This window comes from Sorangium sp. So ce381 (assembly GCF_051473845.1).
Taxonomy (GTDB): Bacteria; Myxococcota_A; Polyangia; order Polyangiales; family Polyangiaceae; genus Sorangium; species Sorangium atrum.
Window position 1 is genome coordinate 965,278 of the sequence record NZ_CP150336.1, and the last position, 17,883, is coordinate 983,160.

Sequence of the window (17,883 nt, forward strand, 5' to 3'; positions counted from 1 at the left end):
GGCCCGGCGGTCTGCCTCAGTCGATCAGCGTGCGCGCGGGGCGGCCAGGCTCGCACTTCACGAGCGTGGCGGTCAGCTCGAGCGTCTCGGGGAGCGTGCCTTGCACCTGCGCGACGACCTGCTCGACCACGTGCTGGGCCTCGTCCAGGTTGGGACCCACGATGGAGACGACGAACGTGAGCGGGCCGGTGCGCCCGGCCGCGGCCGGCGTCAGGCTGAGCAGCAGCGTCTGGGTCAGATCGACGACCTGAAGCGCGGCCTTGCGCAGCGCGAGCATCTCGAGGATCGTCGGTCGCAAGCTCACGAGGCCGTTCTGGCCGCGGAGCTCGAAGCGCGCGATCTGCATCGGCACCTCGGCCCACTCGGCGAAGAAGCCGTCCTCGTCGATCGCCTTCATCAGGTGCTCGCGCACGAGCAGCCCCGTGAGGCCGTCGCGCCGGGCGAGGTAGCGCTTCGCCTTGTCGTGGTGCGGCGAGTCGGGCCCGAACGTGACCACCATGAGGCGGCACTCGCCGAGCTGCACCTCGGCCCCGTGGAGCAGCGAGACCTGCGCTTTGCGCTCGAAGGGGAAGTCCGCGTACGTGCCGTTCGTGCTGTTCAGATCCTCGACCAGCCAGGAGCCCGTCTGCCAGCGGAGGAGCGCGTGTGAGCCGGAGACGGTCGCCTCGGCGAGGACGAGATCCTGATCGCTGCGGCGGCCGATGGAGAGCACCGGCTTCTGCAGCGGGAACAGGGTGGCGACGCTGTCGGGCGCGTTCGTGGCGTACGTGATGAGCAGCGACTGCGCGCCGGGCGTGAACTGCGTCTTGATGGCCCGCCCAGGCGCCGGGCCTGGATCGATGCGCTCGCGCGGCAGCTGGATCGGCGCGGTCGCGGTCTGCGTCGGGTTGAAGAACCGCATGTGCCGCGCCTGCGGGCGCATCTGCGGATCCGGGTTCAGCGCGCGGAAGATCTGCCTGATCTCGTCGTTCGTCAGCGCAGCGGGCACGTCGAACGTGATCTGCTGCTTCATCGTCTTGAGCCGCGGCTTGTAGCCGGGCTCGGGGACGCGGCAGGTCCACATCTCCCAGAGCGTCAGCGCCGCGGCGTAGACGTCGTCCTCAGGGCTCGCGCCGCCGCTGCGCAGCCGCTCCGGCGACATGTAGTGAGGCGTGCCGCCGTCCGGAGGCGCCCCCGGCTTGCGCACGGCAGCGCGGGCGCGCTCCTTCGCGAAGCCGAAGTCGAGGATGACCGCGCGATCGTCGGCGACCATCACGTTGCCGGGCTTCAGATCGCCGTGCACGAGCCCCTGCTGGTGGATCGCGGCGAGCCCCGCGCAGACGTCGGTCGAGATCTTGCGGAACTCGTCGGCGCTGAAGCCGCCCGACGTCTTGCGCTTGCGGATGTGGTTGTGGAGCGTCTGCCCGGGGATGTACTCCATCACGAGGATGGGCCCCCACGGGCTCGGGGCGAGGTCGTGCACGCGGCAGACGTTCGGGTGGCGAGCCTTCTGCGCGAGGATCACCTCCTGCCGCAGGGCCTCGTCGTCGCCGGGCATGGCGGAGGCCTCGGGCACCACCTTGAGCGCAACCTGCTGCTGGGTGAGGCGGTCGAAGGCCAAGAACACCTCGCCCATGCCGCCTTTGCCGATGCTCTTCAGGACCTCGTAGCGGTCGTTGATGACCGTTCCGACGTCGATGGGAGGGAGGGGATCTTTGGTCACGGCCACGGGCGCACGAAGGGTGAGGAAGAGCTCCGCGACGGCGCCGAAGGAGACGCGCCGGGACGCCGATACGGACTGCGCGCAGGGTCGTCCATTCGAGCTCCGGGCGCAACGAGTCGTTGCACAAGGGCTGCAGGCGGCCCGTTCGGCGCCGCACGGGACCGCCCCGCCGCTCCTGCACAGGGCCGCCTGGCCACCGCGCGGGGTCCGCGGGGCGCGGCCGCCGCGGTCGTCGCGGCCGTCCACAGTCGCGCGCGGCGCGCCGCGCTGTTCAGGGGAACGGCCGCGCCGTGTGGGCGTGGTTCAGCGGACCGTGGCCGTGGCCGAGCCCCGGCGCGGAGCGCATCGCCTCGCGGAGGTAGCGCCGCGCGCGCCCGATCGACGGGACGAGGGCGAGGCCCTGGGCGAGGCCAGCGGCGATGGCCGAGGCGAGCGTGCAGCCCGTGCCGTGCGTCGCGCGCGTCTCGATGCGCGCGTCCTCGAACAGCAGCTCGCCCTCCGACAGCCCGGAGGCGCCGGGCCCCGGAGCGGCCCGGAGGACGTCGACGACCGTCGCGCCCGGGAGGTGGCCACCCTTCAGCAGCACGGCGCGCGGCCCCATGGCGAGCAGCTGCGCGGCGGCGCTGCGCATCGCGTCCACGCTGTCGATGACCACGCCGGTCAGCGCCTCGGCCTCGGGGATGTTCGGCGTGAGCAGCGCGGCGAGCGGCAGGAGCCGGGCGCGCAGGGCGCCCTCGGCGTCGGGCTTCAGCAGCCGGGCGCCGCCCTTGGCGACCATCACGGGGTCCACCACGAGCGGCGCGCCGCGGCCGAGGCGCTCGTAGACGCGCGCGACCTCGTCGATGACCTCCGCCGAGTGGAGCATCCCGGTCTTGATGGCGTCCGCGCCGATGTCGTCGAGCACGACCTCCATCTGGCGACCGATGAAGCCGGGAGGCACCGGGAACACGGCGTCGACGCCACGGGTGTTCTGGGCGGTGAGCGCGGTGATCGCCGTCGCGCCGAACGCGTCGAGCGCGGTGACGGCCTTGAGATCGGCCTGGATTCCGGCGCCGCCGCCCGAGTCGGATCCGGCGACGATGAGGACGCGTCCTTTCATGAAGCTGAAGCCTCCGGGCCGCGCGCGGCGGCCGGCCATGTGTCGCTCACGCGCGCTCGCTTCGCTGCACGTCAGTAATGCTTGTCGAGGACCGCGGGATCCTTCGTCGTCGCGAAGACCGTGTCGCAGCGCCGGCACCTGTACTTCACCTTCGTCGGCCGGGCCGAGATCCCGAACGCGAGCTGGATGTACCCGAGGACGCGGTACTCCGCCTCGGCGCTCACCATGTAATGATCGCGACCGTGGCCGCAGGGGCACTGGACCGGCTCGGGCGTCGTACGGTCGCGATAGGGCATCGAGGACGGGCTCGTTGGCATGGACGTCAGCGTAGTCTAGGGAGCCCGCGGCGGACGTCGAGAGGCGGCGCCGCCACGCGGACTGGACGGGGGCGACCGGGCGGCGCGAGCAGGCGGCGGTGCGCCGGGGCCGCCCTGCGTGCGGGCCCGTACGAAGGGCGCTTTGCGCCGCGCCGCGGACCGAACTAGGAGACGCTCCCATGCGCCCCGCCCTGTGCGCCGAGCGTCTGGTGAAGCGGTACGGCGGCGTCACGGCCGTGGACGGGGTCGATCTCGCCGTGCACGCCGGGGAGGTCGTCGGGCTGCTCGGGCCGAACGGCGCGGGCAAGACGACGACCTTGCGGATGCTCGCCGGCATCCTGTCGCCGGACCAGGGGCGGATCCTCGTCGGCGGCGTCGACCTGGCCGCGAGCCCGCTCGAGGCGAAGCAGCGCCTCGGCTTCCTCTCCGGGGACACGCAGCTCTACCAGCGGCTCACCCCCCGCGAGGTGCTCCGCTACTTCGGTCGGCTGTACGGCATGGAAGAGGCGGCGCTCTCGCGCCGGATCGACGCGCTCGTGGCCGACCTGGAGATGGAGGCGTTCGCGTCGCGGCCGTGCGGCACGCTCTCCACGGGGCAGAAGCAGCGCGCCAACATCGCGCGCGCGTTCCTCCACGAGCCGCAGGTGCTCATCCTCGACGAGCCGACGACCGCGCTCGACATCCTCAGCGGCCGCTTCATCGTCGCGTCGATCCGGCGGGAGCGCGCCGCGGGCAGGGCCATCCTCTTCTCGACGCACATCATGAGCGAGGCCGAGTACCTCTGCGACCGCATCGCCCTCATGCACGAGGGCCGCGTCGTCGACGCCGGCACGCTGCCCGAGCTCCTCGGGCGGTCCGGCACGACGAACCTGACCGACGCCTTCCTCCACCACGTGGAGCGGAGCCGCCCGAGCGCTGCGCGCGATACGCCCGAGCGCCCGAGCGCGCCCGCGCCAGGAGGCTGAGGCGCCGTGAGGCTCGCCATCGTCTGGACGATCCTCCGCAAGGAGCTCGTCGAGTCGCTCCGGGATCGGCGCACGCTCGTGCGCCTCGTCGTGGTCCCGCTCCTTCTCTACCCGCTCTTCGCGCTCGCGATGAGCAAGCTCGTCGGCTTCGAGGCGGATGCGCGCGAGGCGCGCCCGTCCAGGATCGCGGTCTGGGGAGAGCTCGCCGAGGACCTGCAGACGAGGCTCTCGGCGGCGGGCAAGCTCGAGCTCGCGCCGTGGGCCGGCGCGCCCCCCGACGTGCGCGAGGGGCTCCTCTCCGGGGCGCTCGCGCCGCCGGCGGGGCCGGCGCCCGCGCCGGACGAGGGCGAGGCGCCGCCCCCCGAGGCCGAGCCGCCGAGGTGGATCGAGCCGGAGAACCCCGTGCTCGCCGCGGCGCGCGCCGCGGTGAGCGAGCGCAAGGTCGACGCGGTGCTCGTCCCGTGGCCCTCGCTGGGGGCCGAGCTCGGGCGCGGCGGGAAGGGCGCCGTCGCGATCTACTTCGACTCGGTCCGCGCCGACTCGGCCACGGCGGAGGCGCGTCTCGAAGGCGCGCTGCGGCGCGCCCGCAAGGCCATCATCGCGGATCGAGAGGTGGAGCGCGGCCTGCCCGAGGGGTTCTCGCGCGCGTTCGACGTCGTGCCGCGCGACGTCGCGGCGGACAGCCGCAAGGTCGGCCAGATCCTCGGCGCGATGATGCCGATGCTGCTGATCCTGATGTCGCTCCTCGGCAGCTTCCTCCCCGCGATCGATCTGACGGCGGGCGAGAAGGAGCGCGGCACGATGCAGACGCTGCTGTGCGCGCCCGTGCGGCCCATCGAGATCATCTCGGGCAAGTTCCTGGCCGTGTGGGTCATCTCGCTGCTCACGGCGCTCGGCAACGTGGTGAGCATGTCGCTCACGGTGAGCCGGTTGCTGCCCGACGCGATGGTTGTCGGCCCCGGCACCTTCGCGCTGACGTTCGTGCTGCTCGTGCCGGTCACGCTCCTGTTCTCGGCGCTGTTCCTCGCGCTCGCCGTGTTCGCGAAGGACTTCAAGGACGGTCAGAACGCGCTCATGCCGGCGTACCTGCCGCTCTCGCTGCTCGCCGGCATCACGGCCCTGCCGGTGGTCGAGCTCAACCCGTGGACGGCCTACGCCCCGGTCCTCAACATCGCGGTGCTGATCAAGGCGCTGTTCGTCGGAGAGGCGCCGGCCGATCTCCTCTTCACGGCGCTCGTCTCCTCGGCGCTCTATGCCTGCCTCGCGCTCCTCTTCGCCGCGCGCGTCTTCGAGCGCGAGAGCGTGCTCCTCGGGGGGCACGAGTCGGCGCGCGCCGTGCTCGGCCTGGGGCGCCGGGCCGGCGGGGTGCCCTCGGCGGGCTTCTCGCTGGCGGCGTTCGCGGGCGTCCAGGTGCTTTTCTTCTATGGCAGCCTGCTCATCGCCCGCGCCAGCGTGGCGGTCCAGCTCGCTGTCTCGCAGGTCGGCTTCTTCCTGGTCCCGACCCTCGCGCTGGTCGCCGGCTTCGGCTACTCGCCGCGGGCGACGCTCGGCCTCAGGGCGCCCTCGGTCCGCGGTCTCGCCGGGGCGCTGCTCCTCGGCGTCTCGGCGTGGGCCGCGATCGGCGGCACCGTCCTCCGGTGGTTCCCCGCGCCGGAGCCCTTCGCCCGTGAGCTAGGGGAGCTCGTGCTGCTCGGCGGGCAGCCGTACCCGGTCGTCCTGCTGCTCGTCGCCGTCACGCCGGCCGTCTGCGAGGAGCTCCTGTTCCGCGGCTTCGTCTACGCGGGCCTGCGCCGCGCCGGGCCCGCGGTGGCGATCGTCGTTTCGGCGCTCCTCTTCGGGCTCGCGCACGGGTCGGTGTACCGGCTCTTGCCGACGTTCTCGCTCGGGCTGGCGCTCGGCTACGCGCGCCACCGCACCGGCTCCGTGCTGCCCGGAGCGCTGCTTCACGCCCTGAACAACGGGCTCGCGGTGTCGCTCCTCTATTTCAAGCCGTCGTGGGGGCAAGGCGTCGTCGAAGGAGAGCTCCTGCCGTGGAGCATCACGTTTGCAGGGATGGTCGTCTCGTTGGCCGGGCTGCTCCTGCTCCGGTTCTCGGCGCCGGGCGCGCCGGAACCGGAAGATTCACCGCGGCCCTGATCGCAGCTCGAGGATCTGCACGTCGTACGGCGAGAGCTCCACGGCGTGGACCGGGGACTTGCCGCCCAGCTCGGTCAGGTGCCCCGAGGCCACGGCGGGCTTCACCGAGAGCGGCTGATCCGCCTGGCTGACCAGGAAGACGAAGCGGCGGCCATCCCGGTGGCGCAGCGTGTCGGCCGCGACGCGCGGGTCGTCCACCGTCACCGGCCGCTTCACGCCGGCGAGCTCGGCGAGCGCGTCGTAGAGCCGGTAGGTCGGCTCCGGGTTGATCCGCGGGGTCGCCGCGGCGAAGTGCTCGATCGGATAGGTGCACAGCACGACGCTGCCGCTCCCGATCTTGCGCCGCAGCAGCGCAGGCCGGCCGCGCTGGTCGACCGCGACGACCTCCGCGCCCCTGGCGCGCACGGGCAGGTAAGCGCGGCTGTGCTCGGTGCCGGAGACCGGGAACGTGAGCGTCGTGCCCGCCGCGATCGTGCCGAACTGGCATTCGAAGGTGAGCTTCGCGCGATCGTCCTCGATCGGATCGACCATCCCGTAGCGGAGCTGGTGCTCGACGCCGAACATCGCGTTGAGGTGCGCGTACCACGGCCCGCGCTGCGACCCGTGCGTGCCGTGGCAGTACGACGCGTAGACGACCGCTCCGGCGGACGCCAGCCGCTCCAGGAGATGCCATGTGGGCGCGGTCAGCTGCTTGGCCGACGGCAGCAGGTAAAGCCGGCAGTCCTCGGCGATCCCGTCTCGCTCCCGGGTCAGCCCGACCGGCAGGTCCGCCTCCTTCGCCGCGATGTAGGCCTGCCGCAGCATCGTGAACAGATAGCTGCGGTCCTCGGCCTCCGTGAACGGGAACGCGCCTTCCAGGTACGATGGGACGATGATCGCCGCGTCGGCCGGCTCGCGCTCACAGCCGAGGACGTCGATATCGGAGAGCACCTTCGCGAAGCGGGCCATCTCCTCGAGCTGCGGCTTGGGGCGGCCGTCGACGGTCGTCAGCCCGAAGTGGAGCTCGAAGGGGTGGTGCCTGTAGGGATCCTGGTGGATGAGATCGAAATCGGTGTTGTTCCAGCCGATCCAGCCCGTGGCGCCGGCAAGCAGCGTGTTGTGGAGGACCTGCCGGTAGTAGTGCGCGGCGTTCTCGTCGGAAGCGAAAGCCGATGACACGCCGAACTCCTCCAGCACGACGGGCTTTCCGAGGAAGCCCGTGAGCTCGCAGACGAACGCCGCGCCATAGTGCTGGCGCACCAGGTCGTTCTCCATCCGGTACACGTGCGGGCCGAGGAAATCGACGAGCGCGCCGAGATCGCGGACGGAGAACCCATTGTCGTTTCCCGTGACCTCGATGCCCCACGCGCCATCGCCGATCGAGATTGGCTGGCTCGCCCCGCCGGCCCGCAGCGCCTGCACGACCAGGCTCGCCCAGCTCGTGACGTTCTCGCGGGTCGAGCGCTCGCGCTCGCCGTAGATCGGCATTTCGTTGGAGACGAGCCAGCCCGTCACCGCCCGGTGCCCCGCGAAGCGCCGCGCCATCTGCTCGGCGAACCAGGCCTGCCGGGCCACCATCCACACGTCGCCGTAAAGATCCCGCCCGCGCCGCCAGGCCGGGTCCCAGTTCTCGCCGGACATGTGGCCGACGAGGAGGGTCGGGATCGTCGTGAGGCCCGCCTCGACGTGCGCCTCGAGGAAATCGGCATAACGCGCGACGCAGTCCTCGTCGATCCGGTCCGGCTCCGGCATGAAGTGAGGCCAGTAGAAGAACGACCGGGTCATGGTCAGGCCGTGATCGGCCAGCACCCGGAGCTCCTCGCGGACCACGAACGGATCATAGCTCTGCCACATGAGCGGGCCGCCGCGCCTCGACCAGAAATTGGCCCCCAGCCAGGCGATCGCCTGTTGACGAACTGCGACTTTGGCGAAATTGCGGTGCATAGTCCTCACGTCCTGGTCATGCAGAGCGGCGCTCTCGAACACCGTCCGTCGCCCTGCTCGCGGCGCGGCCGGCGGGCTACTTAATCGGTTCAGTTTACGTCACTTAATCGGTTCAGTCTACGCGCCCGTGCGGGAGGGCCGCGCCCTCGTTCGGGCGAGGCCGTCTCATGCGCGGGGGGGCGGGGCGGTGCTGCCCCGCGTCGCGAGCGTCGGCGCGCTGCACTCGTCGTCGGTGACCGGCTCTCCGGCGACGAGGCGGAGGAGCAGCGCGGCGGCGCGGGAGCCGTGCTCGGCGATGTTGCGGCGCACCGCGGTCAGGGCGGGGTGGACGAGCTGGCACAGCGCCGAGTCGTCCCAGGCCACGATCGAGAGGCGCTCCGGCACGGGGACGCGCATCTCGTGGGCGACCGCGAGCGCGGCCACGGCCATCACGTCGTTGTCGAAGACGATGGCCGTCGGCGGCGAGGCCTCGGCCAGCAGCCGCCGTGTGGCCTGGCCGCCCGCCTCGCCCGTGTAGTCGGCGTGGACCGTCTGCACCCGATCCAGGCGCCGCTGGCGTGCGGCCGCGGTGAACGCCTTGGTCCGGACCGCTGTGTGCACGAACTCCGCGGGGCCGGCGACCCGCGCGATCGACCGGTGACCCAGCGCGGCCAGGTAGTCGACGACGGCCCGCATCGCGCTCGCGTCGTCGCTCCACACCGCGGGCAGCTGCCCCTTGCCCGCCGGCCCGCCGATCACCACCGCCGGGAGCTTCAGCTCCTCGATCAGCTTCACGCGCGGATCGTCGTCGCAGAGGTCGACGAGGATCACCCCGTCGACCCGCCGCTCGGCCCACCAGCGGCGGTAGGTCTCCACCTCGGTCACGCGATCCTCCGTGACCTTGAGCAGCAGCGCCTCGGCCTTCTCGGACAGCTCCGCCTCGATGCCGGAGATGAGCTGCATGAAGAACGGCTCGATGCCGAGCATGTGCGCGGGCCGATCGATGACCAGGCCGACGGCGCCTGCGCGGCCGTCGGAGAGCGCCCGCGCCGCGTTGCTCGGCTGCCAGCCGAGCTCCGCCGCGATGGCCAGGATCCGCTCGCGCGTCGGCTCCGACACGCCGGGCCTGCCGTTCAGCGCATACGACACCGCTCCTTTGGAGACCCCCGCACGCCACGCGATGTCCGTGATCGTCGGACGCTTCACGCATCACCTCCGCTCCAGGCGACGGATCGCGCCTGTTGTGTGAACCGGCTTCTCCGCATGGCCCCGGTTGGATAGCACGACGGCCCGCGGGCGAGCCGAACGCCGCGCAGGGCCGAGCGCCCTGAGCGAGCGACGACCCTGGCGCAGCCTCTCCCACACCGTCGCCTGCCCAGGCGACGGCGGCGGGGCGCCGCGCCGGACGGCCGCGAGGGGCCGTCAGCGCGCCGGGATCACCAGCCCGGGGCCGACTCGATCCCCGGCGCGCGCTCCGCGGCCATCGCCTCGTGCTCCGCGGCGTCCGGGGGGGCCGCAGCCCTCGCCGGTGTCGACGGGCCAGCCGTGAGCTGAATCGGTTCAGGCCCGTAGCGCGCGCGCCTGTCAAGCGGGACGCTGCGCCGTCGCGCGGGCATACCGCACGCCCGCGCGACGGCGCAGCGTCCCGCGGGACTCCGCTGCTGGCCGGACGGGTCGTGTCGTGTCGCTCACGCCACCTCGAGGAGCTCGCGTTCGGTGATGCCGAGAAGGAAGAGGATGGCGTCGAGGCCGCTTGCGGAGAGGGACGTGTCGGCGGCCTCTCGCAGCTTGGGCTTTGCGCGGAACGCGACGCCGAGGCCGGCCCTCTGCAGCATCAGGAGGTCGTTGGCGCCGTCGCCCACGGCGATGGTTTGATCGAGCAACACGCCTTCTGCCTGGGCGATGGTCTCGAGCAGCTCGGCCTTGCGTTGTGCGTTGACGATCGGCCCTGTGACCCGGCCGGTCAGCTGTCCGTTCACGACCTCCAGCGCGTTCGAGTAGGCGTAATCGATCCCGAGCCGTGCCTTCAGCGCCTCTGCTGCGATCGAGAAGCCGCCGGAGATCACCGCGGTCCGGTAGCCGAGCCGCTTCAGCACCCGGATGAGCGTCTCCGCGCCCTCGGTGATGGGGAGCTCTGCGGCGAGCTTCCGCAGCACGCCCACGTCGAGGCCGCGGAGCAGCGAGAGCCGCTGGCGGAGCGACTCGTCATAATCCATCTCCCCCTGCATCGCGCGCTCGGTGATCTTCGCCACCTGCTCCGCGACGCCCTTCGCGCGCGCCAGCTCGTCGATCACCTCGATGCGGATGAGCGTCGAGTCCATGTCCATCACGACGAGCCGCTTGCTCCGGCGGAAGAGGCCCTCGCGTTGCAGCGCGAGATCGAAGCTGTTCTGCGTCGCGAGCGCGAGGAGGGCCTGCTTGAGGGCGTCGGCTTCTTCCTCGCGCTGGAGCAGCACCTGGATCTCCACCGAGGAGAGGCGTTCGACCGACAGCCGCGCGATCTTCTCGATGTTCGCGCCGTGGGCTGCGAGTGTGGCCGCCACGTCGTGCAGCTGCTTCGCGCCGAGCTCGCGGCCGATGGCTGTCACCACGTACCGGCTCCCGGGCGCGCGCCGCGGCGCGCCGCCGTCGAGCGGCTTGAAGTCCAGCGTCACGCCGAGCTCCTTCGCGGCGAACAGCAGCTCCTTGAGTCCGCTGCGTGTCTCGGGGAAGAGGGCGAGGAGCGCGAGGTTCAGGTTTCCGTGCACCACCACCTGCTCGATGTCGAGCAGCGTTGCGCCGATGTCGCTGAGGATGCCCGTGAGCCGAGCGGTGATGCCCGGGTGGTCCCTACCGGTGACGGTGACGAGTATCGGATCGGGCGAGACTGCCATGCCGGCGCCCCCTTAACAGCGCCGCGCCCCAGGGTCGACGCCGATACAGCGCCCCACGAAGCAAACCGATGCTTTCCCGAAAAGAAGAGCCTTTACCGAACTACCGCTCCCCCCTTCGCGTTCCGCTCCCATCCGCTCCCCCGCTTCGTAGCCCCTGCAGCCACCCACCCCCCCATCCCCCCATCCCCCCCACAAAGAGCCCGCGGGGGAGGAGGCTGCGCGCGCGGGGGGGCGGTGGGCGGGCCCCACGAATCCGAGGGCCGGCCCGCAGCGCAGCGGCTGCCGTGCGAACTCACCCACCCCGTCCAGCAGGCAACAGCCCCCCAAAAGGCCCGAGTTCGTGGGAGGGCCCACCGCCCCCCCGCGCGCGCAGCCTCCTCCCCCGCGGGCTCCGTCGCTATCGGTAGCGCCCGCCCCCTCGCCCCGCCGCCGCCCGTCCACCCCCCTTGCCGCCCGTCGCCGCCCGTCCGCCCCCCTTGCCGCCCGGACCGCGCCGGCTCGCCGGCCGCCCGGACCGCGCCGGCTTCTCCTCGGCCGCCTCGCGCGCCGCGCCAGCGTCCCCGTCCCCCTGCTGTGCCTTGAGCTGCCGGAGCTGATCGCGCAGCCGCGCCGCCTTCTCGAACTCGAGGTTCTCCGCCGCCGCGAACATCTCCTGCCGGAGCGCGTCGATCTGGTCGACAAGGTCCACCGCGGCGCGCGCCGCCTCGGCCGCCGGCTTCGCCGTCCCCTTCGGCACGGCGTAGTAGTCGCGCGTGCCCGAGGTGGGCGACAGGTCGAGGATCGCCTTCTTCACCGTGGCCGGCGTGATGCCGTGCTCCTTGTTGTACGCCTCCTGGATCGCGCGCCGCCGGTTGGTCTCGTCCATCGCGCGCTTCATCGCCTCGGTGATGCGATCGGCGTACATCACGACCTCGCCGTTCACGTTGCGGGCGGCGCGGCCGATCGTCTGGATGAGCGAGCGCGGGCTCCGGAGGAAGCCCTCCTTGTCGGCGTCGAGGATGGCGACCAGCGACACCTCGGGGAGGTCGAGCCCCTCGCGCAGCAGGTTGATGCCGATCAGCACGTCGAACTCGCCGCGCCGGAGATCGCGCAGGATCTCCACGCGCTGGAGCGTGTCGACGTCCGAGTGGAGGTAGCGGACCCGGATGCCGAGCTCCGTGTAGTACTCGGTCAGATCCTCGGCCATCCGCTTGGTCAGCGTCGTGACGAGCACGCGATCGCCGCGGCCGACCCGCTCCCGGATGCGCGCGAGCAGGTCGTCGACCTGCCCGGACACCGGGCGGATGTGGATCTGCGGATCGATGAGCCCGGTCGGCCGGATGATCTGCTCCACGACCGAGCCGGCCGATTTCTGCAGCTCGTAGTCGCCGGGCGTCGCGCTCACGAAGAGGACCTGCGCGTAGTGCTGCTCGAACTCCTCGAACTTGAGCGGCCGGTTGTCGAGCGCGCTGGGGAGCCGGAACCCGTACTCGACGAGCGTCTCCTTCCGCGCCCGGTCGCCCCGGTACATCGCCCCGACCTGCGGGACGGTCTGGTGCGACTCGTCGATGATGAGGAGAAAGTCCTTCGGGAAATAGTCGATCAGCGTCGGCGGGGGCTCGCCGGACTTCCGGCCCGAGAGGTGGCGCGAGTAGTTCTCGATGCCGTTGCAGAACCCCATCTGCTCCAGCATCTCGAGATCGTACATCGTGCGCTGCTCGATACGCTGCTTCTCGAGGAAGCGCACGGCCCTGTCGTAGAAGTCGATGCGCTCGCGCAGCTCCTCGCGGATCGCCTGGATCGCGAGCCTGAGCTGCTGCTGCTCGGTGACGTAGTGGGAGCCGGGGAAGACCGCGTAGCGATCGAGCTGGCCCACCACCTTGCCGCGGACCGGGTCGACCTCCTTGATCGCCTCGATCTCGTCGCCGAAGAACTCGACGCGGATCGCGAGCGCCTCCTCGTAGGCCGGGAAGATCTCGACGACGTCGCCGCGGACGCGGAACGTCCCGCGGTGGAAATCGACGTCGTTCCGCGTGTACTGGATGTCGACGAGCCGCCGCAGGAGCTCGTCGCGGCGGATCTCGGTGCCGCGCTCGAGCTTGATGAGGAGCCCGTGGTAGCTCTCGGCCGAGCCGATGCCGTAGATGCAGCTCACCGAGGCGACGATGATCACGTCCGGCCGCGAGAGCAGCGCGTGCGTCGCCGCGTGGCGCATGCGGTCGATCGCGTCGTTGATGATCGCGTCCTTCTCGATGTACGTGTCGCTCGTCGGGACGTAGGCTTCGGGCTGGTAGTAGTCGTAGTAGCTGACGAAGTAGTGGACGGCGTTGTTGGGGAAGAGCTCCCGCATCTCGCCGTAGAGCTGGGCCGCCAGCGTCTTGTTCGGCGCCATGATGAGGGTCGGCTTTTGCAGCTTCTCGATCACCTTGGCGGCGGTGAACGTCTTGCCGCTGCCCGTGACGCCGAGGAGGACCTGGAAGGCCTCGCCCTGCTCGAAAGCGGAGCAGATCTCCTGGAGCGCGCGAGGCTGGTCACCGCACGGCTTGAATTCGGAGACGAGCTCGAAGTGTGTGGGCATGGAGCGGAGGACCCTAGTGCGGCGAGGCGCTCCTCGCAACCTCCCCGGCCGTCAGGGCCGGAGGGCGGGGTGGCCTCGCCGGGAAGGCGCGGTCTCGTCCGGCTTCGTCGGTCTTCCAACTATCGGCAACCATTGGCAACCATCGGCCGAGCGGAAATTGTCGACCCGCTGTTGCCTGGAACGAGCGCACCTGGAACGAGCGCGTCGCATGTCTCGCGCGCCTCCGTCCGGCCCACGCTCGTCCCCGCTTCGCCGCATGCCTCGCACCTCGCCGCGCGCTCGTCGCCTCCCCAACGCGGGCTCCGTGCGCTCGTCGCCTGCGCCCCGTGCGCGTGCGCTGTGCTCGCTGTCGTTGCAGACGGGCCGACTCGAGAGCGCTTGACGTCGGCGCGGGACCATAGGATTCTGGCTGCTGTCGCGTCGTGGTGACGTGAGCCGACACGGAGGTCAGGTCATGAGTGCCAACACATCGCACACCCATTGCGCCGCCGCCGTCGTTTCCGCCGCGGCCGGCTGAGCTCGTCTCCACGTCTCCGCGACGTCGCCCGCGTGCCCTGAGGGGCGCGTGTGTGCCCTGAGCGCGTGCCCCTCGCAGGGATCTGCCCTGGCCGGGTGTGCCTTCTGGCGTGACGTCCTGATCGATCGACGAGCTCCGCTCCGCGGCGGCCCCGCGCGTGGAATGGCCGGCGCGTGCGCGCTTGTGCGCCGCCGCGCCCTGTCCGTCGATCGCCGCGCGCCGAGCTCGGGCGCGGCCGAACGCCATGGAGCGCTCGTCCGTCATGCAAACTGACCTCGATTCTCTCGTTGATCCGTCTTCGCAGCACGAAATGCAGCCCGATCTGATCGGGCTCGGATGGACTCCCTTCTTCGCGAGCCAGCTCGCTTGTCTGGAGGATGCCGTGCAGCCTGCGCGCGTCGTCCTCGCCTCCGCGTCCAGGCACCACGTTCAGACCGCCGAGGGCCCGCGCCTCGCGGTGGTCAGCGGGCGCCTCGCGCACGAGGCCGCGGATCGCGCGGCGCTCCCCACCGTCGGTGACTGGGTGGGGCTCAGGCCTGGCGACGGCGCCGGGCCCGCGTACATCGTGCACACGTTCACGCGCAGCACGTGCCTGCGCCGCAAGGCCGCGGGGCCCGCGGTGGAGGCCCAGGTGCTCGCGGCCAACATCGACAAGGTGTTCATCGTCACGTCGCTGAACGCCGACTTCAACCTGCGCCGCCTGGAGCGGTACATCGACGCCGTCCTCGACAGCGGCGCTCGCCCGGTCCTCGTGCTCAACAAGGCCGATGTCTGCCCGGATCCGGAGCGGTACATCGACGCGGCGCGGGACGTCGCCCCCGCTGCGCGGGTCGCGCTCGTCAGCGCGCTCTCAGGCGCCGGCCTCGACGCGCTCCGCGCCGAGATCGGGGCAGGGGAGACCATCGCCCTCGTCGGCTCGTCCGGCGTGGGGAAATCCGCGCTCAGCAATCGCCTGCTCGGCATGGAGGTCCAGCGCGAGGGCGCGATCCGGGCGTCGGACGAGCGCGGCCGCCACACGACGGCCCACCGCGAGCTGTTTCCGATCCCCGGCGGTGGCCTCCTCATCGACACGCCGGGCATACGGGAGCTCGGCCTCTGGTCCGCGGGCGGCAGCGCCCCGGCCGGCTTCGACGACGTCGAGGCCCACGCCGCGGCCTGCCGCTTCCGGGACTGCGCCCACGACGGCGAGCCCGGCTGCGCGGTGCTCCGTGCCATCAAGGACGGCGATCTCGATCCCGAGCGCCTCGGCGGCTACCTCAAGCTGGCTGCCGAGCGACGCCACCTCGCCGGCCAGCAGGACGTGCGCGCGAGGATCGAGGAAAAGCGGCGCTGGAAGCAGATCTCGAAGCAGATGCGCGCCAATCCGAAGCGATAAGAGCCGACCCCCGCCCCCGCGGCCAGACCCCAGCGTCCCCGCCACGCCGCGTAGAGACCGCCCGCAAATCCCCCGACTCATTCCACCCGCTCTCCGCCCCCGTCCGCCCGCGCGCACCTTCGAAAGCGCTCTTTCCCATCCCCAGGAGAGAGCCCTCGGGAGGGGGTGTCGCGCGCGGGGCCGGCGGGGGAAGGGCCCCACGAACCCGAGCGCCGGCCCGCATCGAAGCGAGTCGCCCCCGGTTCTCCCTCCCCCGTTCAGCCGGCCATAGCCACCACAAGGCGCGAGTTCGTGGGAAGGGCCCCCCGCCGGCCCCGTGCGCGACACCCCCTCCCGAGGGCTCCCCCGCGTCCTGGGAAGCCCTCTCCGTCGCGTGTCCCGTCAGATCCCGTATTGCCGGAGCTTCTTGTGGAGCCCCTCGCGCGTGATCCCGAGCGACTTCGCCGCGTTGGTCTTGTTGTTGTTGTGCCCGCGCAGCGCTTCCAGGAGGAAGAACTTCTCGACCGCGTCCATCATCTCCTTGAGCGACCCCTTCGGCGTCCCCGCCCGCGCCACGAGCCCCTCGACCTGCCGGATCCTCGCCGAGAGCAGCTCCGGCGTCCCGAACGCCCCCGGCTCCAGCTGGATGACGATCCGCTGCACCTCGTTCTGGAGCTCCCGCACGTTGCCCGGCCAGTCGTACGCGACCATCAGCTCCATCGCCTGCTGGCTGAACCCGCCGCACGGCTTGCCGATCTCGTCCGCGTAGCGCTCCAGGAAGTGCGTCGCGAGCAGCGGGATGTCGTCGCGCCGCTCTCGCAGCGGCGGCAGGCGGATCGGGAAGACCTTGAGGCGGTAGTAGAGGTCCTCGCGGAACCGCCCCTTGGCCACCTCGTCCTCGAGGTTCCGGTTCGTCGCGGCGACGATGCGCACGTTGACGTGCTTCGGGCTCGTCGCGCCCACGGGGCGGATCTCGCCCTCCTGGAGCGCCCGGAGGAGCTTCGATTGCAGCGACAGCGGGGTCTCGGTGATCTCGTCGAGGAAGAGCGTGCCCCCGTCGGCGATCTCGAACAGGCCCTTCTTCTCCTCGGTGGCGCCCGTGAAGGACCCCTTCTTGTGGCCGAAGAGCTCGCTCTCCAGGAGGCTCTCGGCCAGCGCCGCGCAGTTCTGCGCGACGAACAGCTTGTCGCGGCGGCGGGAGCGGTAGTGGACGGCGGCGGCGATGAGCTCCTTGCCCGTGCCCGTCTCGCCCTCGATCAGCACCGTGACGCGCGTGTCGACCACCTTGTCGAGCTGCCCGATGACCTTCCGCATCGCGTCGCTGTTGCCGATGATGTCGACCGCGCCCCCGCTGCCGCCCCGGCGACGCTCCTCGCGCCCCTTGAGGAAGCTGTTCTCCTTCTGGAGCCGCTCCTCCGCGAGCACGAGCCGCTTGATGAGCCGGGCGTTCGCCACCGCGAGCGAGGCGTTGGCGGCCAGCACGAGGAGCGTCTCCAGGTCGCCGGCGTTCAGCATCCCCGGCACGCTCCGGTTGTCGGCCTGGAGCACGCCGATGATCTCCTCGCCCTTCCAGAGCGGCACGGCGAGCGTGCTGCGGATCGAGGCGCCCATCAGCGACTCGGACTGCCCGACCTCGATCGGCGCGTCCGCCGCCAGCACGGCCGCCCGCTCCTTGATCACCTTCCGGTACACGCTGCGCGTGATCGGGACCGGCCCTGCAGGCGGCCCCCCTTTGCCCGACGCGGACCGGACCCGCGTCAGCACCGGCACGAACGCCGCCGGCGCCGCGCCCGGCTCCTGGTCGTCGTCGCGCAGCACCACCGTGACGTGGGTCGAGCTCGGCACCAGCGCGAGCACCGCGTCGGCGATCTCGGCGAGCACCTCGTCGAGATCGTTCGCCGCGCCGATGCGCTTCTGCGCCGCGTACATCGCCGACAGCGCGCTCGGATCGCGCTCGATCTTCGCCTCGGCAGGCTCGATCTCGTCGAGGCGCCGGATCGAGACGACCCGCGCGTCGTCGGCCTCCTCCGGGATCTTCACCACCATCCGGGTGACCGCGTCCCCGGAGCCGAGCTCGATGACGTCCCCCGTCTGGAGGGCGAGCGCGCTGCGCCCCGCGCCGAGCTCCAGCCGCTCGCCCCGCCGCGTCACGCTCGTGCCGTTCGTCGAGCGCAGATCCTCGAGGATCACCCCGTCCGCGCCGCTCACGATGCGCGCGTGCGCCCCGGAGACGTGGCGATCGTCGAGGACGACGCGGTTGTCCGACGAGCGCCCGAGCGTGATCAGCTCGCCCTGGAGCTCGAAGGTGCGCCCGGCAGCGAGACCCTGGGTTACCTCGAGCACGATCATGGTTCGTTCTTCAGCCGGGAAGACCCCGTGACAAGGGCCGGAGTAAACCGTCAAGACGGCGGAGATGCCAGGAAAAACCAGGACCCAGGCGCGTCAGTAGAGCGTCCTGCGA

At 71.5% G+C, this 17,883-nt stretch carries 11 protein-coding genes; 3 read left to right on the forward strand and 8 right to left on the reverse strand.

The window, feature by feature from the left end:
- Positions 1-16: 16 nt before the first annotated feature.
- From WMF29_RS03570 to WMF29_RS03580, 3 genes are all read right to left on the reverse strand, one after another.
- Entirely contained in the window at positions 17-1,702 is a 1,686-nt protein-coding gene (locus WMF29_RS03570) for an FHA domain-containing serine/threonine-protein kinase (RefSeq protein WP_272097771.1), read from the reverse strand.
- A gap of 271 nt (positions 1,703-1,973) precedes the next feature.
- Complete coding sequence (gene thiD, locus WMF29_RS03575; RefSeq protein WP_437327487.1) at positions 1,974-2,801, reverse strand: bifunctional hydroxymethylpyrimidine kinase/phosphomethylpyrimidine kinase; 828 nt, start codon at positions 2,799-2,801, stop codon at positions 1,974-1,976.
- Positions 2,802-2,872: 71 nt separating this feature from the next.
- Entirely contained in the window at positions 2,873-3,097 is a 225-nt protein-coding gene (locus WMF29_RS03580) for a hypothetical protein (protein ID WP_157907469.1), read from the reverse strand.
- 200 nt (positions 3,098-3,297) lie between these two features.
- Between WMF29_RS03580 and WMF29_RS03585 the strand changes: the two genes are divergently transcribed.
- Both WMF29_RS03585 and WMF29_RS03590 read left to right on the forward strand, forming a co-directional pair.
- Positions 3,298-4,083 carry an ABC transporter ATP-binding protein gene (locus WMF29_RS03585; protein WP_437327488.1) on the forward strand — a complete coding sequence of 262 codons (786 nt, stop codon included), beginning with the start codon at positions 3,298-3,300 and terminating at the stop codon, positions 4,081-4,083.
- 6 nt (positions 4,084-4,089) lie between these two features.
- A complete protein-coding gene (locus WMF29_RS03590; protein WP_437327489.1) occupies positions 4,090-6,219 on the forward strand; it encodes an ABC transporter permease subunit/CPBP intramembrane protease in 2,130 nt (709 codons plus the stop codon).
- Here the strand turns inward: WMF29_RS03590 and WMF29_RS03595 are convergent.
- The 4 genes from WMF29_RS03595 to uvrB all read right to left on the reverse strand — a co-directional run bounded on the left by WMF29_RS03595 (position 6,205) and on the right by uvrB (position 13,551).
- Positions 6,205-8,142, reverse strand: coding sequence for a cellulase family glycosylhydrolase (locus WMF29_RS03595; protein WP_437327490.1), 1,938 nt, complete (start codon positions 8,140-8,142; stop codon positions 6,205-6,207). The two genes, WMF29_RS03590 and WMF29_RS03595, sit on opposite strands and share 15 nt — an antisense overlap.
- A 165-nt stretch (positions 8,143-8,307) precedes the next feature.
- Positions 8,308-9,327, reverse strand: a complete 1,020-nt coding sequence (locus WMF29_RS03600; RefSeq protein WP_437327491.1) for a LacI family DNA-binding transcriptional regulator — start codon at positions 9,325-9,327, stop codon at positions 8,308-8,310.
- Between the two features lie 482 nt (positions 9,328-9,809).
- Positions 9,810-10,994 carry a phosphoserine phosphatase SerB gene (gene serB, locus WMF29_RS03605; protein ID WP_437327492.1) on the reverse strand — a complete coding sequence of 395 codons (1,185 nt, stop codon included), beginning with the start codon at positions 10,992-10,994 and terminating at the stop codon, positions 9,810-9,812.
- 397 nt (positions 10,995-11,391) lie between these two features.
- Positions 11,392-13,551 (reverse strand): excinuclease ABC subunit UvrB, encoded by a 2,160-nt coding sequence (uvrB, locus tag WMF29_RS03610; RefSeq protein WP_437327493.1) that lies wholly within the window; start codon positions 13,549-13,551, stop codon positions 11,392-11,394.
- 827 nt (positions 13,552-14,378) lie between these two features.
- Here uvrB and rsgA point away from each other — a divergent pair.
- Entirely contained in the window at positions 14,379-15,443 is a 1,065-nt protein-coding gene (rsgA, locus tag WMF29_RS03615; RefSeq protein WP_437327494.1) for a ribosome small subunit-dependent GTPase A, read from the forward strand.
- A gap of 381 nt (positions 15,444-15,824) precedes the next feature.
- Here rsgA and WMF29_RS03620 read toward each other — a convergent pair whose 3' ends face one another.
- Entirely contained in the window at positions 15,825-17,771 is a 1,947-nt protein-coding gene (locus tag WMF29_RS03620) for a sigma 54-interacting transcriptional regulator (protein ID WP_437327495.1), read from the reverse strand.
- Positions 17,772-17,883 lie beyond the last annotated feature (112 nt).